This is a genomic window from Roseibium sp. MMSF_3247 (genome assembly GCF_030733765.1).
Taxonomy (GTDB): domain Bacteria; phylum Pseudomonadota; class Alphaproteobacteria; order Rhizobiales; family Stappiaceae; genus Roseibium.
The window spans coordinates 226,026-249,853 of sequence record NZ_JASHII010000003.1 but is presented as its reverse complement, the minus strand read 5'-3'; the positions used below and the strand labels follow the sequence as shown (position 1 = coordinate 249,853).

Genomic DNA, 23,828 nt, shown 5'->3' with positions numbered 1-23,828 from the left:
TGGATTATCGCAATTTCGGGTTCAACACATCGCGCAGCCAGTCGCCGAAAAGGTTCACGGAAAGCGCAAGAGCCAGAAGGGTGAGTGACGGGAACAGCAGGATCCACCATTCACCGGAGAGAATGTACTGCCGGCCGACATTGATCAGCGTGCCAAGAGATGGCTGTGTTTTCGGCGCACCCACTCCGAGGAAGCTCAGAGTTGCTTCTGCAATGATGGCCAGTGCCAGGCTGATCGTCGCGATCACGAGGATCGGTCCTGTGACATTCGGCAGAATGTGGCGGACCATGATGCTCCAGCGCTTAAGGCCTATCAGGTGACCCGCCTGAACATATTCCTTCTGCCGCTCCACCATGGTGGCACCGCGGACGGTCCGGGCAAACTGTACCCACTCAGAAAGACCAATGGAGATGATCAAGACCCAGATGGCCATTTCATCCCGCAGATCCGGCGGGATCAGGCCCTTGCCGATCCCGTAAAGCAGCATGGCAACCATGATGGACGGGAAAGTCATCTGGATGTCGGCAACACGCATGATGATGCCGTCTACCCATCCGCCGACATATCCGGACAGAAGACCAAGGATCACTCCGAGGGTCATCGCAAACAGGACCGCGACCAAGCCTACAAACAAGGAGATGCGCAATCCGAAGAGGATGGTTGAGAAAACGTCGCGACCCTGATCATCGGTACCAAGAAAGAAGTAGTCACCGGTGAAATCGTTGGCTGAGAAGGGCTTTGTAAAGCCGTTCATCAGATTGAGACTGGATGGGTCAAACGGTGTGTAGGGTGACAAAAACGGCGAAAAGATCGCTCCGAGGACAAGCGTAACAAACACGAGTGACGAAACGACGATCACCGGTTTGGACTTGTAGGAGTGCCATATATCGGAATCCATCCAACGTTGCCAGGTTGATGTGGCAACTTTTTCTGTAAACTCCGGGCGGGCGCTTGCGCCCTTGGGGGATTGGGTTTCCATGATGCCTCTTGTCCTCAGTTGCTGCCCACACTGAGACGCGGGTCGATGGTGAAATAGAGCAGGTCGACGATCAGGTTGATGGTCACGAAAATGACGGCAACAAGCAGCAGATACGCTGACATGACCGGGATATCGACAAAGTTCACCGCATTGATGAAGAGAAGGCCAACACCTGGCCACTGGAACACGCTTTCCGTGATGATTGCAAAGGCGACAATCGAACCGAACTGAAGTCCGGTCACGGTAATGACCGGAACCATGGTGTTCTTCATGGCATGACCGAAATTGACAGTCTTCTGGCTCAGTCCGCGGGCCCTTGCAAACCGAATGTAGTCTGTTCTCAAGACCTCAAGCATTTCTGAGCGTACCAGACGCATGATCAAGGTCATCTGATAAAGACCAAGCGTGATCGCCGGCAGGATCATGGACTTCAACCCGTCCACGGTCAGAATAGCGAGGTCGACCCCGAACAAGCTGCGGGTGTCGCCGCGCCCGAAGGAAGGCAGCCAGCCAAGATTAACCGCAAACAGCCAGATCAGGAAAACGCCGATCAAGAAGGTTGGAAGCGAAACACCGATCAGCGAGGCGGTCATAATGAAGTTGGCGACATAGCCATCTCGTCGGATGGCTGTGTAGACCCCCAAAACGAAACCGAGCGATATCGCAATGACGCCTGATAGGAAGGCCAATTCGAGCGTTGCGGGGAGGCGCTCCAGGATGACCTCTCCAACCGGCAAGCCTACACGGTAGGACACGCCGAAATCGCCGGACATGGCTCGTTGGAAGTAGCGGACATATTGAACGATGATCGGATCATTCAGTCCGAGCCGCTCCTCAAGTTCCGCGCGGTCGGCAGCTGTCGCTTCCTGACCGAGCATGTTCTCCACGGGGTCGCCCATGAATTTGAACATGGCAAATGAAACAAAACCGACGGCCATCAGGACTAGAAGTGCCTGGCCGAGGCGGCGAATGATGAATGCGAGCATTTTTCAAGCCAATCGAGAGACTGTGGCGTCCGCGACAGTCTGCTAAGTCTTCCGATAAGGACGTGCTTATACTTGCGCGATGCGCAGAGTCTACCGTTTTTCCACTGTTTCAACAGTGATGCTGGCGGGAAAAGCCGTAAAACTCATTTGGCTGACAAGCTAAAAACATCACCACCGTACCGGATGAACTTCAAACGGTACGGTGGTGAGAGCGCGAGACTTAGTTAAAAGTCAGGAACTTAAAGTGCGGCTGATCTTCCGGCTGTACTGCGAAGTTGATCTTGTCAGCCATGCCCCAGTTCAAGACCTGGTTGTGGATCGGCAGGTACAGGTTTTCAGACTTCACCGTTTCCCAGATTTCAGCAATCGTGGCGTTACGGACTTCCTGATCTGTTTCAGATGCGAGGCTTTTGATTTTCGCATCGAGCTCCGGGTTGGAGTAGCCGGTCGCATTCCAGGAACCGAGCTTGTCGGTTGAGGTGTGCGTCAGGAAGTTGAAGATGTACTCAGAGTCGAACGTCGGAACGCCCCAGCCGAGCATGTAGAAGTCTGTTTCCTTGTTCTGGATCAGCGGGAAGTGCTGTGCCTTCGGCTTTGCGTCCAGGTTAACTTTGACACCGATCTGGCCGAGCATGCCAACGGCAGCCTGACAGATGCCTTCGTCGTTGACATAGCGATCGTTCGGGCAGTTCAGCGTGATGCCGAAACCGTCGCCGTAGCCAGCTTCTTCCATCAATGCCTTTGCTTTCGCAACGTCATACTCCGGATATGCGTCCAGTGCTTCGGTCCAGCCGTTTACGAACGGAGGCATGATCACACCGGTCGGAGCAGACTGATCGCGCATAACGATCTTTTTGATCGCATCACGGTTGAGAGCGATGTTCATCGCTTCACGAACGCGGTTGTCGGCGAGCGGGTTTTTGCCGTCGACCGTGTCGCTTGTCAGGTCGTCAGCGCCCTGGTTCATACCGAAGAAGATTGTCCGGTTCTGAGCTGCAGTGTTGAGCTTCAAGCCGTCGGTCCGCTCAACGATCGGCAAATCCTGCACCGGAACGTCCTGAATCAGGTCAACTTCACCAGACAGAAGAGCGGACACGCGGGTCGCGCCTTCCTGGATCGGTGTGTAGATGATTTCAGTAACTTCCAGCGGGAACTCGCCTTTGCCCCAATAGTTCGGGTTCTGCTTCAGGATTGTTTCGGAATCCTGCTTGCGGCTCTCCAGAACAAATGCGCCGGTTCCGTTGACTGCGCGCACACACGGGTTGTCGCCGCCATTCGCAATGTCTTGCGGTGCTTCACAGCCGTTGTCAGTTGCCCAGCCGGAATCCATGATGAACAGGTTCGTCATGTTGTTCGGCAGAAGCGGGTTCGGGCCATCTGTCTCGAAATGGACAGTGTAATCGTCGACCTTGCGCACATCCTTGATGGAGTTCAGCAACTCTTTCATCGCTGATGTCGGCATCATGGCGCGCTTAAAGGAGAAGACAACGTCGTCAGCAGTGAAGTCTTCGCCGCCATGGAACTTCACACCTTCACGGAGCTTGAATTCCCAAACGGTCGGATCTTCGGTCGGCTCCCAGCTGGTTGCGAGTGCCGGAATGATCTGTGCTTCCATGTCGCGCTGCAGGAGCGGCTCATACATCTGGTGCGCAAGCGTGTGGGTCGGGCCCTCGTTCTGAGCATGCGGGTCCAGAGTGAGAGAGTCGCCAGCACGCGCCCAGCGAAGTGTTTCAGCGTTTACTGCGCTCAGCCCGGCACAAAGGGCCACACTTGCAGCAGTCAATTTCAGGAAAGTCTTCGTCATATTTTTCCCCTTCGGTTGTCACTGGGGCCGTTTCCCGGCGTGATCTTATGATGATCCCCAGTTTGCCTGTACGGACTTACTCGCAAGGTCATAGGTCAGTTGGCATTAAGCGCCAGCCACCCTGCGGCATCCTGGCGGTAACAGACCCCTATGGCTGGTGGGAGTCAAGGGTTAAGTAGATCTACGAAGTGGTTCAAATTATGCATTTTCCGACATGACGCAGCGTCTTTCCTGTTTCCATTGCCGATAGGACCAAGAGTGCATCACAGCCACTTGCGCATCAGCCGTGAAATTGGCTGGGTGCGAACAACTTGAGACACACTCTTGGGTTACTTCTTGAGCTCCCTCAGTAATTTGTTGGCGTGATTGCTTGGCTTTTCGTGAGGCTGCGTTTTGGTCGTCTGAAGCCGTTGGCCGGGCTAAATAGCTTGCGGATGTCATTGCCAATGGACAGCAAAACCGGGATGAGGATGAGGGTGATGAGTGTCGCGAAGACTTCTCCGTATGCGAGGGAGACAGCAGCTGGGATCAAGTAGCGCGCCTGTTCGGACGTCTCGCTCATGAGGGGAACGAGGCCAACTACTGTGGTGGCCGTCGTCAGGAAGATGGCCTGAAAGCGTGCAACGCCGCAGTTGAAGACAGCATCTTCATGCTCGGCTCCTTCCTCGCGCGCCTGCACGTAGTGGGTCATCATCACCAGAGAATCGTTGACCACGACCCCAATCAAGGCGAGCACGCCAAAAAACGACAGCAAAGAAAAGGGCAGATCCATCACTGCGTGCCCGAGTACCGCGCCAACGAAACCAAACGGAATCACGGACATGATGATGACCGGCTTCCAGTAGGATTTCAGCGGCACTGCCATCAGGATATAAATCAAGAGACTGGCGATCAGAAAGGCGCGCAAAAGCCCGCCGCGCATCTCGCCGATTTCCTCCAACTCCCCACCTGCATCGATCTTCAGGCCTGGGTATTTGGCTTCAAGGTCTCGGGAGAACTCTCCAAAGATGGTTTCCGCGACCTCTTCAGGCGCCGCGATATTCCGGTTGATGTCCGCCATGACGGTCGTGATCAAGGAGCCGTTGCGCCTTAGGATTTGGTCCGGAACATAGCTGGGCGTGATCTCAGCGACAGTCGAGAGAGGGATCCACTGGCCTTTGGTGCTTTTGAGCTGCATCTCCATCAGGTCTTCAATGCGATCCCGAGCGGTCAATGCGTTGCGGACGACCACACGGACTTCGGCATCACCCCTTTGGATCCGTTGAGCTTCTCCGCCGCCGAAAGCATATCCGATCTGACGCGCGAGGCTCTCGGACGTAAAGCCCAGCGACTTTGCCTCTGGCCTTAGGCGCAACCGCAGCTCCGGCTGGCCGGTGAGCAGACTGTCCCGGGTGTTGGAAACTCCGCTGATACGGTCAAGCCGGTCACGGACCTCAAGACTTGCGGCCTCCAGCATCTTTTGATCCTTTGCCATAAGGCGGATCCGGAAACCGCCACCAAAGTTTTCAAATGCAGAAAAGGTGATTTCCGAGACGCCTTCCAGAGGAGCAACACGCGACTTCCATGCTTCCAGGATGTCGTTGGTGCTCAGGTAACGGCGGTCGGCAGACGGTATCACTTCCATATAGAGCTCAGCCGTTGTCGCGCCGGTTACAAACGCAAACACATGCGCAACGGCTCCACTGCCATTGGCCGTGATCAGCTCCGGATCCTGGTTGAGCGCCACGGCAGCTTCTTCAAGGAGCGCAACGTTTTTCCGGGTGAGTGCAGCCGGTGCTCTCTGATCCATTTGAAGGGACACCGAGATCACTTGGCCCGGCACGTTCGGGAAGAAAACAGACTTGATCTGACCTTTCGCCATGAGCCCAAAAACCAAGGCCGCCGCGGCAACAAATGTGATGAAAACAGCGTAACGATTTAGAAGTGCCCATTTCAGGATCGGGGTGTAGATACGATCACGGAAGCCCAGCAATCCGGACCTGGCACCTTTTTGAAGCCAGCCCCAACTGCGGGTCATCCTTCCGCTTCTATCATCGGGGATTGGATTTATGTGGGCCAGGTGCGCTGGCAGGATGAGCTTGCTTTCAACAAGGGAAAACAGCAGTGCCAGAATGACAACGCCTGCAAATCCTGAAAGAACCTTGCCCAAGGGGCTCGTGATAAGAAGGAGCGGAAAGAACGCGGCAACTGTGGTCAGCACACCGAAGACAGTTGCAACGGACACTTTTTCCACGCCGACTGCCGTGCCCTTGATCGGATCGGCGAATTTCTTCCGTTGCTCGTGCACACTTTCGCCAACAACCACAGCGTCGTCGACCAAGATACCGAGCACGATGATAAAGCCGAATGTCGTGATGTCATTGAGGGAATAGTCGACCCACCCGCTTGTAGAGACCGCAAAGGCACCAGCCAAAGAAATCGGAATGCCCATTGCGACCCAGAAGGCAAGCCGCACGTTCAGGAACAGCGCGAGCATCAACGCTACCAGGATCAATCCCTGGACAGCGCTGCTGGATAACAGTTGAAGTCGGTCAGATATGTAGTCGCGTGAGTTGCCCCAGATCGCAATCTGGACACTTTCTGGCAAGCTTTCCTGCGTTTTGGCGACAATGGCCTCTGCAGCATCCGAAACCAGCAAAAGATTGTCCTTGCGCCCAATCAGAACCTCCATCCCGACAGAGGGTCTCTGGTTGAAACGTGTCTCGATCGGAGTTTCGTCGAAACCGTCTGTAATTGTCGCGAGCTCACCGAGCGATGTGGTTGTTCCATCTGGCCATGTCGCAACGGGGATCTTTTCGAAGTCGCGAACAGAATAAGCCTGACTGTCTGCGCGCAGGGTGATGTCACCGCCCTCTGTTCTCAGCGTTCCGCCTTGGAAGAAAAGAGACGATTGTTGAATGCGTTCCATGACGTCTGAAATCGTCAAATCATGACGTTGCAGCGCGCCCGGCGTGAATTCGATCGAGATTTCCTGCGTCCGCAGCCCCCAATCATTGACCCTGGTTATTTCAGGGCTTGCCAAGAGATCGGCGCGTAGGTCGCGGGCAGTCTTTTGGAGGGATTTAAGGTCAATGTCTCCGTAGATCTGGATGTAGAGCGCGGGAAGGTCGAAGTCGTTCGTTTCGATCACGGGGCGCCGGGCATCCTTTGGCAAATCGTAGATGCCATCGACTTTCAACCGAACGTCGTCGAGAAGCTTGGTAAGCTTTGTGCCGTCGGTTTTCTGGATCGATATCACTGAGAGGCCCGGCTGAGATTGGGACCTGATCGATTTCACCCCCTCCAGACCCTCGACAGCTTTCTCAACCTTGCGCGTGATCTGCTCATCCACCTGGGCGGTGTGCGCATTTGGCAAGGATGTTGCCACTGTAACCGTGTCGGCCGGGATCTTAGGGAAGCCTTCAATCCGCACGGTGAAGACAGATGTGATGCCGGCGAAGAGGATGAACACCATCAAAAGATTGGCGGCGACAGGGTTACGAATGAACCAGTTTGTGAGCCAAGTCATTTGCCTTGCTCCAGATCCATCGGTGCAACCTTTCGTCCGGGCAAAAACGAGCTCATCGGAAACGCAACGATCCGGAGGCCGGTTTCTTGCGCGAGCTCTTCCGGAGCGGCGACCACGACGTCTCCTATGTCGCGGAAAAGAGGCTGTGCCGCGAAGCGTTGCAGCCGATTGCCGCGATCAACATGCCAAACGAAATCATTCTGGGTGAGAGCGCTTTCGGGAATCCGCAGAGTGTTTCCGATAGCGCGGACGGGCAGGCGCAGCTCCACAAAAGCTCCAGGTAGAATGCGCCCTTCTTCCAACGGCTTTACCTCTAGAAAAAGCTGGTGTTTCCGCGATTGCGGATCCAGGAAGCCGCCGCTTTCTCGAACTCCTGCAGTGCCGATTTTTACGCCACGCTCATCAAAGACGCCCACGGACAGGTCAGACCAGTCCTTGGACAGCAGTGCCCACTCATGTGGGCCCACCGATGCTTGAGTATCCAGCAGGCTGTCGTCCAGGATCTGAAAGAGAACATCCCCTTCATGGACCGTTGCGCCGGGGCTGACGTTGCGCCGGGTCACGATGCCGTCAAAAGGGGCCCGCAGTGTGGTGGAGCGCAGGTCATATTCGGATGCCGCGACGCGCGCTTCTGTTGCTTTCAAGGCGCGATCGGCAACATGAACTTGCGGCAGGTGAACGGCCATTTCCGGGGGTGTTTCTCCGGGTTTGGCTGCCGTCCAGTCCTTCAAAGCGATGCGGTGCTTGTTTTGGGCCTTTCGAAGATCGAGTTTCGAGCTTTCGTAAGCCGATCGTGCATCCGCTACGTTGGCCACGTAAGGGGCATCTTCCAATTGCAGGAGGACGTCCCCCTTTGATACTCGGGATCCGGCGAGAGCGGGGGGCGTTTGATTGCTGACAACACCTGATATGCGGGATCGCAGATCGACTTGCCAACGCGGAGTAACCTCTGCGAACACCGTAACCGCCCCGGTATGAGTGCCAATTTCAGCATTCACTACCGTCACTGGAGGAAGTGGTTGCGGGACTGATGTCAATTTGACATCAGCTGTGTCTTCCAACTCGCTCAACGCCCCGGCCACGGCAAGCAGTGCCATGAAGGCGAGTGCAATCCAGATGCCTTTTCTCATGATTTGCTGGCCTTTTTTAACGCAATTTTCGCGACCGGCTGCGTTGGCATTTTGATAGCTTGGCAGCGCCCGGCCTCCTCGCAGGTGCCAATGCCTGGTGGGGATTGAAACGGGAACTCAGCCAAGGGAAAGGTCTCCGTTTGAGTTGATCCTGCGCGTGATTTCGCTCAATCGGGACCAGCTTTGCAGAGCGATTGGAAGGGTGAGGGCCGCTTCCACAAATTCCCAAGAGTAGCTTGCGATTGAAAAGATGCGTCCTGCGGTGATGCCGGCCAGCCCTGCTGCCTGGTAAAGATTGAAAACTATGAAACCGACCTGAAGCAGGAAAATGCCGCCATAAACAAATGCCTCGGTATCCGAAATTGCGACTTCATGCCGGCGCAGGGCGCGCAGGTGACGGAAGATTCCGAGCCGCTCGCCCCGTGTGAGGACATCCACTTGCTGTTCGCGCTGCTCGTTGAGTTGCCGGTTGACGTTGTAGAAGCGCCTGTGAAAGCAGGCGTAAACCAGAAGCATCCCGGCCAGCACCAACAGCGATGAGAGACCGAGCGACACATCGAAATAGGTCAGAATGGTCAGGCTCACGCTCAGTTGTATGAGCGCTGCGATCAGTTGTGGAGCTTCATGCTCCAAAAAGTCGACCAGTTCGCGGGACATGTCGATCCGGGCATTTCGTCTCGAAACATGCAGCGAGGAGCATCGCTGATGGAGTTCGTCTCCAAGATGCAGCCGTATTGTGCCGTAGGCACGGGTGTCGTAAATCCGGCGTCCGACAGCCAGGAAACAAAGGCCACACAATACGGCCATCATCCAGCCGAGTTCGGAAAGCCGGCCTGCAAGCAAGCCGTCAATCGATATACCGATCAACAACGGGATCAGGGCAATCAGGCAGTTTTCGGCAAATACAATTGTCCAAGTGATTGCAATTTTCGCCCTGAACATCTGGAAGATATAAGCTAGATCAATCGCCATCCGCATTTTACGGTCATTTCCCAAAAGGTGCTCGAATTCAGATTTGAGAGGTCGCTAACAAACAAGTCTGTTTCGAATAAAAAATCGAGTGAACGTTCGTTCGCTGAATTAAATAATCGGATTTTGAAGAAATGCAATGGAGCCGATACAGGAATGAGTGAAAAACCGACCCGGGAAGAGACGACAAATGCGCGGCGGAAACACATCGTGGAGGTCGCAGCTGCGTGTTTTATTGCGAAGGGGTTTCACCAAACCAGCATTCGGGACATCGCGCGCAGCGCCGGGGTTTCCTTAGGAAACATCTATAATCACTTCCCCGGAAAGACTGAGATCATTGCTGAAATTGCGAGCCTCGAAGCGGCGCAAATCGATGCCTTTGGATCGATGTTTGAGAAAAACGGCAAGGATCCGAACAAGGCGCTTGATCAATTCTTGAAAGCATACTTGAAGACCTGCAGCGCCCCCAGCCATGCCGCGTTGACGCTTGAAATTCTAGCAGAAGCCATCCGGCAGCCGGAGATAACGGTCGGTTTCATGGAAAACCGTGAGAAGCTTTTGGCAGGTTTGGAGGGCCTGATCGGCCAACTGAGAAACAGCGAGAGGGCTGAGAGTAATCTTTCGGATCGTGACGCAGCTGAGTTTGTCTTGGATCTGATTGAAGGTGTTGGGATGCGGGTGTTCTTTGAAGAGCGGAAACCTGCAAAGCGGGATCACCAGAAGCTGCATCTGGCAATCAGCAAGCTGTGTAGCTGAGTTGTTGAAGGTCTAACCTTAATCAAAATGCGCCAAGTCAAAGGCATGCACGTCTTGCAACAGTTCAACAAACCCTCTTGCAGCGTGATCCAGCGAGGCTTTGCCCTTTTCTGCGGTCGCGATTGAGGCGTCCCCCACCGTTCCAGCCGGATTGAGATCCTGAGCCTTCCAGCCAAAAGCATGAGGGCCGTGCGCTCGAAGATGCTTGAACATGGAGGCAAAGTCCTCCTGTGCAGATCTAAAGTTCCGAGCCTTGTCCATGTTTACGAGGTCAGGCCGGAGGTGCAGCATGATTGAAGTCTCGACGTCTCCGCCATGGATGCCGAAGGTCAGTTCGTGATCTGAAAACACGCCGTCGGGTTGGCCAAAAGCTGCCCAGGCTGTTCCGACGGCCAGCATATTGTGCCGGACACGCAATTCGCGCGTTAGAATGCCAATCAGGGGAACGTTGCCGCCGTGGGAGTTGACCACAACAACCTTGCGCACGCCAGCTCTGAGGATGCTGTCGCCTAGCTCAAGCCACGCCTGTAAGGCCGTTTCCCAGGTCATTGTCAGTGTGCCGGCGGACGAAATGTGTTCGTTGGATTTGCCGACCGCCTGGATCGGCAAGAAGCTGGCCGGAATATCATTTGGAAGCAGTTCTATGACTCGGCTAATCTGCCCTTCCGCGATCGCGGTGTCGGTATAGACCGGGAGGTGAGGCCCATGCTGCTCGATTGCTGCAACTGGCAGAACGGCTATCCAATCCTTTACGTCAGGATGATCGAAATCCGTTGTTGTCATATCTTGCCAATAGGGTTTCGGCAGCATTATTCGTCTTCCTAATAACTTGTATTTGCTATCTATGCCTAGTCGGCAGCGGCAACGACTTCAATCTCAACCACGAACTCTTCGCGTGCAAATCCGGACACAATCATGAGCGTGGAAGCCGGTGGCGGGTCAGTGATGAATTGGTCTCTGGTTTTCATATAGCCCGGCAAATGTTCTCGGCCGGTTACATAGGCGTTGATGCGCACAATATCCGCCAAAGTCATGCCCGCTGATGCCAGAATTGCCCGAATGTTTTCAAAACAGAGCGCTGTTTGGCCCTCAACGCCGGTCGGTATTTGATCCTCGGCATCAATGCCGAGTTGGCCAGAGGCAAATAGAAGGCGATGCCCAGGTGGAACTTCCACCGCATGGCTGTAGCGTGCAAACGGCGGCCGAATGTCCGGCGGTGTGTGGGTCTTTTTCAATATAATGCTCCGTGAAGAATTGCGCAGGAGCCTATCCCGCGGCCTAGGCAGACGCAATTTCCCGCTCTGCGTAATTTGCAAGCTTCTGCATAAATTGAAAGCATGTCTATTTTTTGAGCTGACAGGCTGTGGGATATATGCAAGTCTATTTTTGCTGACCGGAGCAAACTTCCTGGTAGCAATTTAAGCGGGCCATGATCTTAATATAAAGGCTCACTTCTTGCCTGTTCCGCTCTCAGGGCTTTCGAGCACAGCGGCAGAGCATTCGGCCTGTGGTGGGCGGATTGACCTGCGTGGTGTGTGATGAAAACGGGGAACGCGGAAATGGATTTGTCTCGGAAAATTGGACTTGCAACGCTCGCTGTCATGGCGTCGACAAGTGCGCATGCGCTTGAGAAGGTAACATTCGGTACCAACTGGGTCGCTCAGGCCGAGCACGGCGGATATTATCAGGCTGTTGCCGACGGCACTTACGAAGCCTGCGGGATCGAAGTGGAAATCAAGCCCGGCGGACCTCAGGCGAACAATCGGATTTTGTTGCCTGTCGGCAAGATCGATTTCCTGATGGGCGGCAATATGCTGCAAGCGTTCTCAGCTGTTGAGCAGGGCATTCCGACGACTGTGGTGGCTGCGCACTTCCAAAAAGAGCCGCAAATTCTGATGACCCACCCGGATCAGGGCCTCGACACCTGGGAAAGCCTAAAAGATATCAATCTCCTCATCGGTAAGGGTGGCCTCAATTCCTATTTTCAATGGATGAAAGCTGAGTTCGGCTTCAAGGATGAGCAGGTTCGGCCCTATACCTATAACTCTGCGCCGTTCCTTGCAGACAAGAAGCTTGGCCAGCAGGGCTACATTACCTCTGAGCCCTATGCGATCGAGACCGAAGGCGGATTTGAACCCAACATTTTCCTGATCGCAGACTATGGGTACGACACCTATTCCACCACCGTTGAGACCCGGCTCGATCTCATCGAAACCAAGCCAGAGGTTGTGAAGTGTTTCGTTGATGGGTCTGCCATCGGTTGGGTCAATTTCCTTTATGGAGATAATTCTAAAGCCTTGGAGCTGATCAAAAAAGACAATCCGGGTATGACCGACGGACAGCTGGCGTTCTCCATCGACAAGCTGAAGTCTTACGGTATCGTGGACAGCGGGGATGCGCTCACCATGGGGATTGGTGCGATGACCGACGAGCGCAACAAATCCTTCTTTGAGAAGATGGTCGCTGCCGGTGTGGTGAATGGAGATGTCGATTACACCAAGTCGTACACGCTTCAGTTCGTCAACCAAGGGGTCGGAGTGGACCTCAAGAAAGAACTTGCTGGAAACTGAGGCGGACCTGTTTCGTGTTTCATGGGAATGTTGCAACCATGGCCGGAGATTGATGCAATGACGGCCATGGTAAATACAAATATGCAATCAGATATCGTTTCGAGTTCGCCGATTGTTTCGTTGAAGGGCATTTCAAAAACCTTCTCCAACGGAACGGTAGCGCTCAACAACATGTCGCTCGACATACGCCAAGGGGAATTCGTTTCGCTGCTCGGGCCCTCCGGATGCGGAAAGTCGACGGCCTTGCGGATCATCACCAGCCTGACTAGTCCAACGACGGGCCGGGTTGAATGGCCGCTCGAAGAAAGCAAGCAAAAGGAACATGAACTAAGTTTCGTGTTCCAGGAACCGACGCTGATGCCGTGGGCAACGGTTTTCGGCAATGTCTGGCTGCCCCTCCGCTTGAAGGGTGTTTCCAAAAAAGCGGCGCATGACCGGGTTATGGAAGCCTTGCAGGGGGTCGGGCTGGAGCAATTCGCCGACAGCTACCCGCGCGAGCTGTCTGGCGGCATGAAAATGCGGGTCTCCATCGCCCGTGCGCTTGTCACGAAGCCCAAGTTGCTCTTGATGGATGAGCCCTTTGCTGCGCTTGACGAGATCACACGCTTCAAACTGAACAATGATCTTTTGCGCCTTTGGGAAACCTTTGGATGGACCGTCATCTTCGTTACGCACTCTGTATTTGAGTCTGTCTATCTGTCCAACCGGATCGTGGTGATGGCGGCGCGGCCGGGCCGTGTGGTCAACGATATGGCGATCGACGCGCCTTACCCAAGGGACGAGTCCTTCCGGACATCTCCCGTTTATGCAGGATTTTGCCGGGATGTTTCGGATGCGCTGCATAAGGCAATGATTGTGGGAGATCATCTTTGATGTGTCTGCCCCGATACATACTGAACAAAGGCGGTAGTAGATCATGACACTCGAGATCGCCGACAAGCACGCCATTGCACCTGCCCCGCAGTCTGTTCCACTTGATGCGGAGGAACTCAAACGGGCGCGCGCGGCACGGCGGGAGGCTGTTGGTCGTTGGGTCCTGCCGATCGTTATCCTCGTTTTGTCGGTATATTTCTGGGACAGGCTGTGTGTCTGGAATGAGATACCCCACTATATCCTGCCGCGCCCGGGGCTTGTTTTTGAAACGCTTCTTGCTGATTGGGGCATCTTGAGCATTGCTTTGATCAACACGCTCAAGATCACGTTTGGTGCGCTTTTGATCGCCACGCTCGGTGGGCTTGGTTTGGCGGTCCTCTTCACTCAGTCCAAGTGGATTGAGATTTCGTTTTTTCCGTTCGCTGTCATCTTGCAAGTTACCCCGATCATCGCGATCGCGCCTTTAATCCTCATCTACGTGGATTCAATCACAGCCGGACTTCTGATTTGTGCGTGGATTGTTGCGTTTTTTCCGATCCTTTCCAACACGACTTTGGGCTTGAATTCAGCCGATCACAATCTTCAAAACCTGTTCCGCCTTTATGGCGCGAGCCGGTGGCAAACACTGCGCTTCTTGAGATTGCCTGCATCCATGCCGTACTTTTTGGGCGGTTTGAAAATTGCCGGTGGCTTGTCCTTAATCGGAGCCATTGTTGCCGAATTTGTCGCCGGGTCAGCGGGGTCAGGATCCGGTCTTGCCAACCAAATCCTTGAGGCGAGCTATCGTCTCAACATGCCGCGCATGTTTGCTGCGCTGATCCTGATTTCCGTGACCGGTATATTGATATTCCTTTCCATGAACCTTCTGTCGCATTTGCTTCTGCGCAAGTGGCACGAAAGCGCGTTGAAGCGGGAGATGTAGATGAAGCCGGGGTGGGGCGCCGGGTTTAAAGGGACCGGCATCATCAGAAATGCGACTGTGCCCGTATGTCTTCTGGAGGGTGTGCAGCAAACCTCGGTCTCGGAGCTGACGGCTCGTGATATCGTGTTCGAGAATGGAAAGCTCACACAGATTGCTCCGGCTGGGACGCTGCCGGAAGGCGCGGGCGGCCTTGATCTCGATGGCGGGCTTATCCTGCCGACACTGGTGGATGTTCACACACATCTGGACAAGGGGCATATCTGGCCGCGCGAGCCCAATCCGGACGGGACCTTTCAAGGTGCACTTCAAGCGGTGGGAAGAGACCGGAGCGCTTACTGGTGTGCCGAGGATGTCAGGGCCCGGATGGATTTCTCACTAAAGTGTGCCTACGCCCATGGGACGGGTGCGATCCGCACCCACCTAGACAGTCTTCCCCCACAAGATGACATCACGTGGCCGATCTTTGCGGAAATACGCTCTGAGTGGGCCGGACGAATTGAGCTTCAAGGTGTGTGCCTGTTCGGCATTGACCGGCTGGCCGAAGACAATGGTTACCTTCACAGCATTGCCGATCGTGTTTCAGCTGCCGGCGGGGTCTTGGGGGCTGTTACATACATGGTGCCGGATGTGGATCAGCATCTGGAATCCGTTTTTAAAGCGGCAATGGATCGCGGGCTGGATCTTGATTTTCATGTCGATGAAACGCTTGATCCGGCGGCGGACACTTTACGCCGGATCGCCGAAGTCGCGCTGCGCTTGGGGTTTGATGGCAAGATCCTCTGCGGACACTGCTGCTCCTTGTCGGTGCATTGCGATGACGACATTTCCAGAACTCTGGACCTGGTCGCAAAAGCTGGGATTTCAGTCGTCTCGCTGCCGATGTGCAACATGTATTTGCAGGACCGGACGCAAGGCCGGACACCGCGCAAGCGCGGCGTGACATTGCTGCATGAAATGCGCGCACGCGGCATTCAGGTGTGTGTTGCCTCAGATAACACGCGCGATCCGTTTTATGCCTATGGCGATATGGATCTTGTTGAAGTGTTCACTCAGGCAACCCGTATCCTGCATCTTGATCATCCCGTCGGCGATTGGATCCGCGCGGTTACGGAAACGCCGGCAAATATTACGGGTTTGCCAATTGCTCGAATTGGCGTTGGTGGGCCCGCGGATCTTTTGCTGTTTCATGCGCGGAACTGGAATGAGCTTCTGTCCCGCCCAGCCGGCCCGCGCCGCGTGCTGAGAGCAGGGTGCAGCATTGATCAGACCTTGCCCGACTATCGTGAACTCGATCGACTTCTTCAGAAAGGGACCTCCTGACCATGAGCGCCATTGCCGCTTTGATAGCCGATCTCGATGGGATCAAGATCGAGGACAACCCGCAAATCGTAAAGCAAAAGAGCCGGGACTTTTTCTGGTATTCACCAGTGCTAAAGGCTCAACTTGAAAACGTCACCGGCGATCTGATTGTGACACCTAAGTCCGAGGACGAGGTCATCCGGATCCTCAAGGCGTGTTTTGCGGCTGATGTTCCTGTTACGACACGCGGTGCCGGGACTGGAAACTATGGCCAAGCCATGCCGTTGTCGGGTGGGGTCGTTCTCAACCTTGCGGAAATGACTGCGGTGAAGGAAGTGCGGACCGGATCTGTCGTTGCCGAGGCTGGTGCCATAATAGCGGATATTGATGCGATCACCCGAGCCCAGACCGGACAGGAATTGCGGATGCATCCATCAACTTACCGGACCGCGACGATCGGCGGGTTTATTGCGGGCGGGTCGGGCGGCGTTGGGTCGATCAACTGGGGTGGCTTGAGGGATCTCGGAAACGTCATTCGTTTGCGAGTTGTCACGATGGAGGCTGAGCCGCAGGTTCTTGAAATGACGGGCGATGAACTGCAGAAAGTGATGCACGCCTATGGCACGAACGGCATTATCACCGAAGTCGAGATGTCTTTGACCGCCAGTTACGACTGGGTGGATGTTTTGGTCGGGTTTGACGACTTTATGGATGCGGTGCGGTTTTCAGATGAACTGGCCAATCTGGATGGTTTGCTGACGAAGAACATTGCGCCGATCGCAGCACCAGTTCCTCATGACTATTTCCTCCGGCACCAGAAATTCATCCGTAGGGACCAGTCCGTTGCTGTTTTGATGGTCGCCCCTTTCGCGATGGCTGCATTCGATGCGTTCATGGAGCGGCAGTCCAAGGGGGAGGTGCTCTATCGGTCGGACAAAGCGTCAGACGAAGATCTGAAACGCCTCCCGCCGGCTTACGAGCTTTCGTGGAACCACACGACCTTGCGGGGGCTCCGGGTGGATCCCTCGATCACCTATCTCCAGGTTCTTTATCCATTTCCCAATCAGGTCGAGCTGGTTGGCGAGATGCATGAGATGTTTGGAGATGAGGTTCCGGGCCATCTCGAATACGTGCGGTTTGATGGCAACGTCACATGCTTCGGCCTGCCGATTGTCCGCTATTCCAACGAGGCCCGGCTCGAAGAAATCATCCGTCTTCACGAAGACAATGGCTGCCCGATTTTCAACCCACACCGGTATACGCTTGAAGAGGGGGGGATGAAGCAGACGGATGCAGTCCAGCTCGCTTTCAAAAAGCAGGCCGATCCGAAAGGGTTGCTCAATCCGGGCAAGATGATTGCCTGGGAAAATCCGGATTATGATTTCGAAAGCGGTCAGGTGTTCCTGTTTCCGGGTCTGCAACGGGCCTGACACCAAGTTTCAGTTCAAATGCCGGCCGTGCTCCGGCAAAAAGCGATGTAAAAGGCCAAACGCATGCGCGTTCTCGTGGTTTTCTGTCACCCTTGCGAAGAAAGTTTCAATGCGGCGCTGTGTACAGCTGTTGTCGAGACGCTCGAGGCGGGCGGTCATGACATACGGTTGACGGATCTTTATTCCAAAGGCTTTGACCCTGTCATGAGCGCGCAGGAGCGGCGCGGCTATCATACGCCTCAGGCCAACACCATCCCCGTCGCCGATGATTTGGCAGACATCAAGTGGTGTGAAGCAATTGTCTTTGTCTATCCGACTTGGTGGTTCGGTTTGCCTGCCATGTTGAAAGGGTGGCTGGAGCGAGTCTGGGTGCCGCACGAAACCTTCATCATGCCAACGGACACGAAGGGGCTGCAGCCCAACATGCAGAACATTTCCCGCATCGCGATCGTAACGACCTGCGGGGCCAGTTGGTGGGTGTCCAAGCTGGTGGGCGAACCCGGGCGCAAGACTATCATGCGCGGCATCAAATTGCTTGCCAAACCGGGATGCAAAACCCGGTACTTGGCGCACTACAAGATGGACAGTTCAACACTGGAAAGCCGCACGAATTATATTGAGACGGTCAAAGAAAAGGTTACCGCTTTTCTGAAATGACGCGTTTGCGTCTCTTTCTCTTCTGCCTGTTTCTCGCTCATTGATGCCTGATTTTTAACCGTGCATATGATTTTAGCATTTAGTCCATTGAGGCCATGCGATCTGCAACCTGCCTAATGTGCTGTTTTTATTTATATATCTTAAATTTTACCGTACTTGGCACCGCCCTTGCTTTGTTGTGAATGTGCAGCGCGCCTAGGGATCCGGTCAGATGACGCAGGACCGAGAGGTGCAAGCCGGGCGAGCAGATCGTGAGGATCTCACATAGCCTGGTGACACGGCGGGACAAAAACCCGGGAGACAACTGCACGAGGTTTCGCGCGCGCGAACCTTCCTCCCGGACGTGCGCAAAAAGCCTCATGACGGAAGCCCTCGGGATCTCCAAGGGCCCAAGACAGGAGACGCGCACAGATGCTGAAATCAATCGCCAAGGCTTCCCTGCTAGCTGCAGCGCTTTCAATGCCCCTCTCATTTTCCGCGCAAGCGGAAGTCAAGACTGACTTCAAAGTCTGTTGGTCGATCTATGTTGGCTGGATGCCCTGGGGCTATCTGCAGGACAGCGGCATCATGAAGAAGTGGGCCGATAAATACGGAATTGATGTCGAGATCGTGCAGATCAACGACTATGTGGAATCCATCAACCAATATACTGCGGGTGAATATGATGGCTGCTCCATGACGAACATGGACGCGCTCTCTATCCCGGCAGGCGGTGGTGTCGACACGACGGCGCTGATTGTTGGTGACTACTCCAACGGCAATGATGGGATCATCCTGAAGGACAAGACTGAGCTTGCCGAGATCAAGGGGCAAACGGTCAACCTGGTCGAGCTTTCAGTTTCCCATTACCTGCTCGCGCGGGCTCTTGACACCGTGGGGCTAACCGAGCGGGATCTGACTGTCGTTAACACCTCCGACGCTGACATGATCGCAGCTTATGCAACGCCGGATGTGACGTCTGTTGTCACCTGGAACCCGCTTTTGTCTGAGATCGAAGCGCAGCCCAACGCAACCAAGGTGTTCGACAGTGCCGGGATCCCGGGCGAAATCATCGACATCATGATGGTCAACACGGAAACATTGGCGGACAATCCGGCCTTCGGCAAAGCACTCACCGGTGCCTGGTACGAAGTGATGGATCTCATGGCAGAGGGCGATGAAGCAGCCTTGACCGCGATGGCTGAAGCTTCCGGGACCGACCTTGCGGGCTACAAGGCGCAACTCGCGACAACGAAGATGTTCTACACGCCAGCCGAAGCTGTGGAGTTCGCCAAGTCAGCTGAGCTGCCAAAGACGATGAAATTCGTCGCCGAATTCCTGTTTGACAAGGGCATCCTGGGCGAGGGGGCTCCAAGCCCGGAGTTTGTTGGTGTCTCCTTTGCCGATGGTTCGGTTTATGGCGACAGCAACAACGTGAAACTCCGCTTCGATCCGAGCTTCATGGAAATGGCTGCAAGCGGCTCGCTCTAAGGCCGTCTTAACCTGTCCCGGTTTTTGCCGGGACAGGTTCTCAAGTTCCTCCGTCCGGCTTCGAGACCCTTCATGCGCCTCATAAACCGAACTCCGTCGCGGTTTACCGCTGTTGCCTTGGGACTGCTTCCCTTTGTGGCGACGATCGTGACTTACGCGATTGCCAGTCACTACAGGCGGCTCGACAATCCGGCCGACAAGCTTTTGCCCTCCCTTGAGAGCATGGGGCAGGCGTTCTGGCGGATGGCTGCTGTTCCGGATAGGCGCTCCGGCGATCTGTTGTTGTGGATCGACACTTTCGACAGTCTGATGCGCCTTGGAACCGGAATGGCGGTCTCCACGCTCCTAGCAATCCTCTTTGGGATAGGCATTGGGTTCATTCCGCACATACGAAGTGCTCTTGCCCCTTACCTCGCAACGTTTTCACTCATTCCGCCGATTACGATACTGCCGATCCTTTTCATCACGTTTGGACTTGGAGAGGTGTCGAAGATTGCTCTGATCGTGATCGGGACTGCGCCGGTGATGATCCGTGCGACTGCGCAAGCTGTGCTCGACATACCCCGTGAAATGATCATCAAGGCCGAGACCCTTGGCGCTTCGGTTTGGCAGATGATTACCCGGCTAGTGTTGCCGCAAGTCCTTCCAAAGCTGATCACCGCCTTGCGCCTCGGGCTCGTGCCGGCCTGGATCTTCCTCATTTCTGCAGAGGCGATCGCGTCCACTACGGGTCTTGGTTACCGCATTTTCCTGGTTCGGCGTTATCTCGCGATGGATGTCATCCTTCCATATGTCGTCTGGATCACGCTGCTGGCATTCATACTGGACCGGCTGCTGCTAATCCTGTCCAAGCGGGCCTTCCGCTGGAACCATATGGGAGGTGCCGCTCTATGACCGCCCTTGCAAAACTCTCCGTTCAAGGGTTGTCGAAATACTATGACGGCAACCCCGTCCTGGAGCGGATCGCGCTTGATGTGGATGCCGGATCGTTTTGCACGATCGTGGGCGCGTCCGGTTGCGGCAAATCCACGTTCTTGAGGATGTTGCTTTCTCAGGAGCATCCGACCCATGGAGAAATCCTGCTCGACGGGACGCTGCTGCCCAAGGAGCCAACCCCGGATCGCGGCATCGTTTTCCAAAAATACTCGGTCTTTACCCACCTGAGTGTCGTTGAAAACCTGATCCTGGCCCAGGAGTTTGAACAAGCACCGCGCATTGGCAAACTGTTTGGTGCCCGCCGGAAGGTGGCCATTGAGGAGATTGAAGATGTCCTTGAGCGGATCGGTCTGGCAGCGGCGAGAGATAAATACCCGGCGCAGCTGTCCGGAGGGATGCAGCAGCGTCTCGCCATCGCGCAGGCCTTGATCAAGAAGCCCTCAATTTTGCTGTTGGATGAGCCGTTTGGCGCACTCGACCCCGGTATCCGCCTCGACATGCACGACCTTCTGATTGGTCTTTGGAAAGAGACAGGCATGACGATTTTCATGGTGACCCACGACATCCATGAGGCCTTCAAGCTCGGCACACGGCTGCTCGTTTTCGACAAGATCCGACATGACCCGCAAGCACCAGAAGCCTACGGGGCAACCATCACCTACGACCTTCCACTCTCCGACCAATCCGGCGGCGAGAAAAACGCACCGGCTGATATCGCGAGCACCATCCGATCGGCCCCGAAACCCGACATTCAGATTTCACAAAAGACGCATTGAGGAACGCCATGAGCATCTTTCGTCCAGATGGGCCGTCTACCCGGCAACGCGCAGCCGGAGTATTGGAACGCGCCAAAACCGCACGCCACCACCATCCTGATTTCGACAAGCTCCAGTTGCGCGGCTGGAAGGCAGCGGAAAAAGAGGGACTGCTGCCCTCAGCTGCCTGGGAAAAGGAAAAGGCATGGGCATTGCGCATGGGTCTGACCGGCTCAGACAGTCTCACAGACAAGTCCATTCCAACGTTTGCACGGGGGGAGCTGCCGCACTATGCCGGCATCAACACATTCCTGAAAGCGCCTTACATCGAAGACGTCACGCAGGTTGGTGCCTATGATGCCGCGGTCATCGGAATTCCGTTTGATGGCGGTACCACCTACCGGCCGGGAACCCGGTTCGGCCCGCAAGGCGTCCGTAAAATCTCTGCGCTTTACACGCCTTACAATTACGAGATGGGTGTCGATCTCCGCGAGCAAATGACGCTGTGCGATGTCGGCGATATCTTCACGATCCCCGCCAATATCGAAAAGACCTTCGACCAGATTACCCGGGCCGTGTCGCACGTTGCCTCATCAGGTGCGTTACCGATCATGATTGGCGGCGATCATTCCATCGGCTTCCCGTGTGTTCGAGGCATTGCCCAGTGCACCTCCAAGCGCATCGGCATTGTCCACTTCGACCGGCATATCGATATCCAAGAAAAGGATCTTGATGAACGCATGCACACCACGCCGTGGTTCCATGCAACGGATCTCGTCAATGTGCCTGCGGTCAATCTTGTCCAGATCGGCATCGGCGGCTGGCAAGTCCCGCGTGAAGGTGTCGAAGTTGCCCGCGACCGCAACACCAACATCTTCACGATGCGCGATGTTGAGGAACTTGGTTTGGCGGAAACCGCAGCAAGGGCTTTGGAGCTCGCCTGGAAAGATGCGGACGCCGTCTACATTTCCTTTGATATCGACAGTGTCGACTGCGGATTTGTTCCCGGAACCGGCTGGCCGGAGCCGGGCGGCTTCCTGCCGCGGGAGGCGCTGGAATTGGTTTCCCTCGTTGCCAAGGAAGGCATTTGCGGGCTTGAGGTCGTTGAGGTCTCGCCGCCTTACGATTGCTCCGACATCACCGCGCTATTGGCCACGCGCGTGATCGTCGATGTGCTGGGCACTCTCGTCTCTCACGGCAAGATGGGGTCGCATAAATCCATCATCGACAAGCCGGTTTCGATCCCGGCCGGACCGGACGTGGAGTAACGACATGGGTCACAGCCATTCACATCGCGGCCATCACCACCACCATGATCACGATCATACGCATCCGCACGATCATAATCATGGGGGCCCGGATCATCTGCATTCCCATGTCCACGGGACGTCTGCGTCTGAACGCGCTGAGGAATTGCAAACGCTGTCAGCGAGTTTCATCGACGGTTTCCGGCAAGCCGAGGACAAGACAAGTTATCTCAGGATTGCCGGTATCCCGTTTCAAAAGGAAGGTGCTGACGGCTTAGTGCAGCATCTTGTCGATGCGCAGATCGTCAGCAATTGGCAGATCGGCACTGCCTCGCCTGCCTTCGCGTCGCGCGAACTGGTCTACATGCCGTTCCCCGGTGCCATGGTCGAGCAGCGTGAAACCATGACATTCACGTATGTCTCGCTGACCGAACGGGCGGACATCGATCTGCTAACGTTGTTGTCCCATCGTCTTGAAGCTGGAGCTGGCGAGTAGGCCTCGGTGCAAGATCCGAATTGAGGCCGGTCTCGTGTTCGCCAGAACTCAAGTGATTGCATGATATTGACAAGCAATTCTGCAATCACTTGGGTGAAGCCCGTTCTGGAGTGTTGGTCTCGTTTGCTCTCCAACCAAATGACACCAGCATCTGATGTCCAAGTAGTCTGCCAAACACTCTGAACCATTTGTGCCCCACGGTTAATGCCGGTTATTCATCTTTGATTTCAGAAAACTTGACTCGCAGGCTCCGGATAATAGAGTGCTCCTATAACCTGAAGGCAAAACTCAGATTATAGAGTCCTCAGACATGCTTGTTTGCAGTTGCAACGTTATCTCAAAGTCGGCAGTTGAAAATGTCATCCAGAGCTTGCTTGATGAGGATCAGTGGCAGTTGATCACGCCGGGCCGGGTGTATCACGCCATGAAGAAGCGCGGCCAATGCTGCAGTTGTTTTCCAAACATCATAAATATTATTGTCGCCGAGACTGAAAAGTATCATCGTCAGGCCGAGACACCTGAAGCGGAAATTATCCCGTTTATTGCCAAGATCCGGTCTGAATACGATCGTACCCAAGCGGTTCGGAACCAACTCTCAGATGTGCGCAGCGCTTGATAATTCTTAACAGTTTCCGAGACCCATAAGGACGGTTGAGCTGCCCGTTCTAGGCGCCGCCAATCCTCGTCTTTCGGTTGCTTGACACAATGGCAGTGGCTTTGGGACCTCGTTTTTTCTAAATTCTTGCTGCCGCTGGATTGCAGACGATGATCGCCCGAGCCGAGTATGGGTTTCACGATAATATACGCAACTCGGTGTTTACCTTCCTGATACGTCGGTCCCCGATACTCCTTTACTAGCAAACAGTGATTTGGATGCGGATGGTACACTGTCGGCAAGTGATGTTCCGTGTGCAGTTCGAGCGCAAGGACGTCAGTTTCCGAAAAGGCACCTCAAGTAGGGAAGAGCATTGGATGACGCTTATGACTGAGCGCCAGATAGGGATTTAAAGCGATTTTTTAAAAACCTTAGATACCAACGCC

Annotated in this window: 21 protein-coding genes; 13 read left to right on the top strand and 8 right to left on the bottom strand. The window is 54.8% G+C overall.

Annotated features, from left to right (window positions below):
- Nucleotides 1-4 precede the first annotated feature (4 nt).
- The 6 genes from RBB44_RS11525 to RBB44_RS11500 all read right to left on the bottom strand — a co-directional run bounded on the left by RBB44_RS11525 (nt 5) and on the right by RBB44_RS11500 (nt 9,385).
- Nucleotides 5-979: an ABC transporter permease gene (locus RBB44_RS11525; protein WP_306147520.1), complete on the bottom strand. Its 975-nt coding sequence runs from the start codon at nt 977-979 to the stop codon at nt 5-7.
- Nucleotides 980-993: 14 nt separating this feature from the next.
- The gene (locus RBB44_RS11520; protein ID WP_209174545.1) at nt 994-1,965 is read right to left on the bottom strand and encodes an ABC transporter permease; all 972 of its coding nucleotides are present in this window, start codon (nt 1,963-1,965) and stop codon (nt 994-996) included.
- 220 nt (nt 1,966-2,185) lie between these two features.
- Complete coding sequence (locus tag RBB44_RS11515; protein ID WP_306147519.1) at nt 2,186-3,769, bottom strand: ABC transporter substrate-binding protein; 1,584 nt, start codon at nt 3,767-3,769, stop codon at nt 2,186-2,188.
- A gap of 346 nt (nt 3,770-4,115) precedes the next feature.
- Complete coding sequence (locus RBB44_RS11510) at nt 4,116-7,277, bottom strand: efflux RND transporter permease subunit (RefSeq protein WP_306147518.1); 3,162 nt, start codon at nt 7,275-7,277, stop codon at nt 4,116-4,118.
- Nucleotides 7,274-8,407, bottom strand: coding sequence for an efflux RND transporter periplasmic adaptor subunit (locus RBB44_RS11505; RefSeq protein ID WP_306147517.1), 1,134 nt, complete (start codon nt 8,405-8,407; stop codon nt 7,274-7,276). Before RBB44_RS11505 ends, RBB44_RS11510 begins: the two co-directional genes overlap by 4 nt.
- A gap of 117 nt (nt 8,408-8,524) precedes the next feature.
- Nucleotides 8,525-9,385 (bottom strand): ABC transporter six-transmembrane domain-containing protein, encoded by an 861-nt coding sequence (locus RBB44_RS11500; RefSeq protein WP_306147516.1) that lies wholly within the window; start codon nt 9,383-9,385, stop codon nt 8,525-8,527.
- A gap of 147 nt (nt 9,386-9,532) precedes the next feature.
- Here RBB44_RS11500 and RBB44_RS11495 point away from each other — a divergent pair, with 147 nt between their 5' ends.
- Nucleotides 9,533-10,132 carry a TetR/AcrR family transcriptional regulator gene (locus RBB44_RS11495; protein WP_306147515.1) on the top strand — a complete coding sequence of 200 codons (600 nt, stop codon included), beginning with the start codon at nt 9,533-9,535 and terminating at the stop codon, nt 10,130-10,132.
- 18 nt (nt 10,133-10,150) lie between these two features.
- On the opposite strand, the gene RBB44_RS11490 is transcribed toward RBB44_RS11495, so the two are convergent.
- Entirely contained in the window at nt 10,151-10,942 is a 792-nt protein-coding gene (locus tag RBB44_RS11490; RefSeq protein ID WP_306147514.1) for a creatininase family protein, read from the bottom strand.
- A 38-nt stretch (nt 10,943-10,980) separates the two neighbouring features.
- The gene (locus RBB44_RS11485) at nt 10,981-11,370 is read right to left on the bottom strand and encodes a RidA family protein (protein ID WP_371932250.1); all 390 of its coding nucleotides are present in this window, start codon (nt 11,368-11,370) and stop codon (nt 10,981-10,983) included.
- Between the two features lie 321 nt (nt 11,371-11,691).
- Here RBB44_RS11485 and RBB44_RS11480 point away from each other — a divergent pair, with 321 nt between their 5' ends.
- The 12 genes from RBB44_RS11480 to RBB44_RS11425 all read left to right on the top strand — a co-directional run bounded on the left by RBB44_RS11480 (nt 11,692) and on the right by RBB44_RS11425 (nt 23,403).
- Nucleotides 11,692-12,702, top strand: coding sequence for an ABC transporter substrate-binding protein (locus tag RBB44_RS11480; RefSeq protein ID WP_209174537.1), 1,011 nt, complete (start codon nt 11,692-11,694; stop codon nt 12,700-12,702).
- Between the two features lie 57 nt (nt 12,703-12,759).
- Nucleotides 12,760-13,575, top strand: a complete 816-nt coding sequence (locus RBB44_RS11475; protein ID WP_306147512.1) for an ABC transporter ATP-binding protein — start codon at nt 12,760-12,762, stop codon at nt 13,573-13,575.
- Nucleotides 13,576-13,618: 43 nt separating this feature from the next.
- Nucleotides 13,619-14,497, top strand: coding sequence for an ABC transporter permease (locus RBB44_RS11470; protein ID WP_306147511.1), 879 nt, complete (start codon nt 13,619-13,621; stop codon nt 14,495-14,497).
- The gene (locus RBB44_RS11465) at nt 14,498-15,817 is read left to right on the top strand and encodes a cytosine deaminase (RefSeq protein ID WP_306147510.1); all 1,320 of its coding nucleotides are present in this window, start codon (nt 14,498-14,500) and stop codon (nt 15,815-15,817) included.
- A gap of 2 nt (nt 15,818-15,819) precedes the next feature.
- Nucleotides 15,820-17,226, top strand: a complete 1,407-nt coding sequence (locus RBB44_RS11460; RefSeq protein ID WP_306147509.1) for an FAD-binding oxidoreductase — start codon at nt 15,820-15,822, stop codon at nt 17,224-17,226.
- 63 nt (nt 17,227-17,289) lie between these two features.
- Nucleotides 17,290-17,883, top strand: a complete 594-nt coding sequence (locus RBB44_RS11455; protein WP_306147508.1) for an NAD(P)H-dependent oxidoreductase — start codon at nt 17,290-17,292, stop codon at nt 17,881-17,883.
- 411 nt (nt 17,884-18,294) lie between these two features.
- Complete coding sequence (locus RBB44_RS11450; RefSeq protein ID WP_306147507.1) at nt 18,295-19,353, top strand: putative urea ABC transporter substrate-binding protein; 1,059 nt, start codon at nt 18,295-18,297, stop codon at nt 19,351-19,353.
- A 72-nt stretch (nt 19,354-19,425) separates the two neighbouring features.
- Nucleotides 19,426-20,247: an ABC transporter permease gene (locus RBB44_RS11445; RefSeq protein WP_306147506.1), complete on the top strand. Its 822-nt coding sequence runs from the start codon at nt 19,426-19,428 to the stop codon at nt 20,245-20,247.
- The gene (locus RBB44_RS11440) at nt 20,244-21,065 is read left to right on the top strand and encodes an ATP-binding cassette domain-containing protein (protein WP_306147505.1); all 822 of its coding nucleotides are present in this window, start codon (nt 20,244-20,246) and stop codon (nt 21,063-21,065) included. The genes RBB44_RS11445 and RBB44_RS11440 overlap by 4 nt, the downstream gene beginning before the upstream one ends.
- A gap of 8 nt (nt 21,066-21,073) precedes the next feature.
- Nucleotides 21,074-22,312, top strand: a complete 1,239-nt coding sequence (locus RBB44_RS11435) for an agmatinase family protein (RefSeq protein ID WP_306147504.1) — start codon at nt 21,074-21,076, stop codon at nt 22,310-22,312.
- A gap of 4 nt (nt 22,313-22,316) precedes the next feature.
- On the top strand, nt 22,317-22,787 hold the full coding sequence (locus RBB44_RS11430) for a hypothetical protein (RefSeq protein ID WP_306147503.1): 471 nt from the start codon (nt 22,317-22,319) through the stop codon (nt 22,785-22,787).
- Nucleotides 22,788-23,097: 310 nt separating this feature from the next.
- Nucleotides 23,098-23,403: a bacterioferritin-associated ferredoxin gene (locus tag RBB44_RS11425; RefSeq protein WP_306147502.1), complete on the top strand. Its 306-nt coding sequence runs from the start codon at nt 23,098-23,100 to the stop codon at nt 23,401-23,403.
- The last annotated feature ends 425 nt before the right edge of the window (nt 23,404-23,828 follow it).

Bases quoted from the DNA above. Each gene is read 5' to 3' on its own strand.
- RBB44_RS11525 (WP_306147520.1), bottom strand. From the start codon at position 979: ATGGAAACCCAATCCCCCAAGGGCGCAAGCGCCCGCCCGGAGTTTACA.
- RBB44_RS11520 (WP_209174545.1), bottom strand. From the start codon at position 1,965: ATGCTCGCATTCATCATTCGCCGCCTCGGCCAGGCACTTCTAGTCCTG.
- RBB44_RS11515 (WP_306147519.1), bottom strand. From the start codon at position 3,769: ATGACGAAGACTTTCCTGAAATTGACTGCTGCAAGTGTGGCCCTTTGT.
- RBB44_RS11510 (WP_306147518.1), bottom strand. From the start codon at position 7,277: ATGACTTGGCTCACAAACTGGTTCATTCGTAACCCTGTCGCCGCCAAT.
- RBB44_RS11505 (WP_306147517.1), bottom strand. From the start codon at position 8,407: ATGAGAAAAGGCATCTGGATTGCACTCGCCTTCATGGCACTGCTTGCC.
- RBB44_RS11500 (WP_306147516.1), bottom strand. From the start codon at position 9,385: ATGCGGATGGCGATTGATCTAGCTTATATCTTCCAGATGTTCAGGGCG.
- RBB44_RS11495 (WP_306147515.1), top strand. From the start codon at position 9,533: ATGAGTGAAAAACCGACCCGGGAAGAGACGACAAATGCGCGGCGGAAA.
- RBB44_RS11490 (WP_306147514.1), bottom strand. From the start codon at position 10,942: ATGCTGCCGAAACCCTATTGGCAAGATATGACAACAACGGATTTCGAT.
- RBB44_RS11480 (WP_209174537.1), top strand. From the start codon at position 11,692: ATGGATTTGTCTCGGAAAATTGGACTTGCAACGCTCGCTGTCATGGCG.
- RBB44_RS11475 (WP_306147512.1), top strand. From the start codon at position 12,760: ATGACGGCCATGGTAAATACAAATATGCAATCAGATATCGTTTCGAGT.
- RBB44_RS11470 (WP_306147511.1), top strand. From the start codon at position 13,619: ATGACACTCGAGATCGCCGACAAGCACGCCATTGCACCTGCCCCGCAG.
- RBB44_RS11465 (WP_306147510.1), top strand. From the start codon at position 14,498: ATGAAGCCGGGGTGGGGCGCCGGGTTTAAAGGGACCGGCATCATCAGA.
- RBB44_RS11460 (WP_306147509.1), top strand. From the start codon at position 15,820: ATGAGCGCCATTGCCGCTTTGATAGCCGATCTCGATGGGATCAAGATC.
- RBB44_RS11455 (WP_306147508.1), top strand. From the start codon at position 17,290: ATGCGCGTTCTCGTGGTTTTCTGTCACCCTTGCGAAGAAAGTTTCAAT.
- RBB44_RS11450 (WP_306147507.1), top strand. From the start codon at position 18,295: ATGCTGAAATCAATCGCCAAGGCTTCCCTGCTAGCTGCAGCGCTTTCA.
- RBB44_RS11445 (WP_306147506.1), top strand. From the start codon at position 19,426: ATGCGCCTCATAAACCGAACTCCGTCGCGGTTTACCGCTGTTGCCTTG.
- RBB44_RS11440 (WP_306147505.1), top strand. From the start codon at position 20,244: ATGACCGCCCTTGCAAAACTCTCCGTTCAAGGGTTGTCGAAATACTAT.
- RBB44_RS11435 (WP_306147504.1), top strand. From the start codon at position 21,074: ATGAGCATCTTTCGTCCAGATGGGCCGTCTACCCGGCAACGCGCAGCC.
- RBB44_RS11430 (WP_306147503.1), top strand. From the start codon at position 22,317: ATGGGTCACAGCCATTCACATCGCGGCCATCACCACCACCATGATCAC.
- RBB44_RS11425 (WP_306147502.1), top strand. From the start codon at position 23,098: ATGCTTGTTTGCAGTTGCAACGTTATCTCAAAGTCGGCAGTTGAAAAT.